Source organism: Flavonifractor sp. An82, from assembly GCF_002159265.1.
Lineage (GTDB): Bacteria > Bacillota > Clostridia > Oscillospirales > Oscillospiraceae > Flavonifractor.
Window position 1 is genome coordinate 1 of sequence record NZ_NFHG01000056.1, and the last position, 853, is coordinate 853.

Genomic DNA, 853 nt, shown 5'->3' on the forward strand with positions numbered 1-853 from the left:
TCTTGAATACTCTCTGGTACTACCTTGTACTACCATGCACTTCCTCAGACTCTTATAGTTTGGCAGAGCCATTTTACCCTGACAAGCCGCCGACTGTTTTTACGCTTACTTTGTTTTCCCTTATTGTTTCCCTTTTCGCCTCAGCAGACACCGTTCGGATGTAGGCATCCATCCGGTCTGCGCTGGCCTGCTGCATCTGAGCCGTCACATGGCCGTAGACATCCAGAGTGAAGGATGCGGTGTGGTGGCCCAGGTTGCTCTGGACGGTCTTGATATCATCGCCCGCCTGCAAGGACGCCACCGCATAGCTGTGCCGCAGGTCATGAAACCGTGCAGCAGGTATGCCAATGTTCCTGGCAATTCGCTTGAAGTTATGGTACACGGTACTGGGTGACAGGTGCCGGCCCATGGCGTTGCAAAACACATAGCCCTCGTCATGCCACATAGCCCCCACCAGACGCTTCATCTTCTCCTGCTCCTCCTTCTGCTGGCGGAGCAGATCAACCACAAAACGGCTGGCCTTGAGCGTGCGGCTTTTATCATTTTTAGTGGAGACCAGGCGGTAAGCGCCCGGCTGTCCTGGAATGTTCTGGAGCTGCTTGTTGATGGTAATGGTGCCGTGCTCCAGATCCACACAGTCCCATCGCAGGCCAAAGACCCCCCCGGCGCAGGCCGGTAAAAAGCGTCGTCAGGAACAGAGCCCGGAAGGGATGATTCTGCACTGCCTCCATAAAATGGGTGATATCTGCGTACGCCGCTCAAAAAGTGCAGCTTGACCGCAGATGATGGTGCATCACCACCGCTGGAATGGTGCACTGCTTCCGCGGAAATGGTGCATGGCGGCCGCGGGCGT

At 55.8% G+C, this 853-nt stretch carries 1 protein-coding gene; it reads right to left on the bottom strand.

The window, feature by feature from the left end; translation table 11 throughout:
* Positions 1-73 precede the first annotated feature (73 nt).
* On the bottom strand, positions 74-634 hold the full coding sequence (locus B5G34_RS18155) for a site-specific integrase (protein ID WP_242957123.1): 561 nt from the start codon (positions 632-634) through the stop codon (positions 74-76).
* Positions 635-853 lie beyond the last annotated feature (219 nt).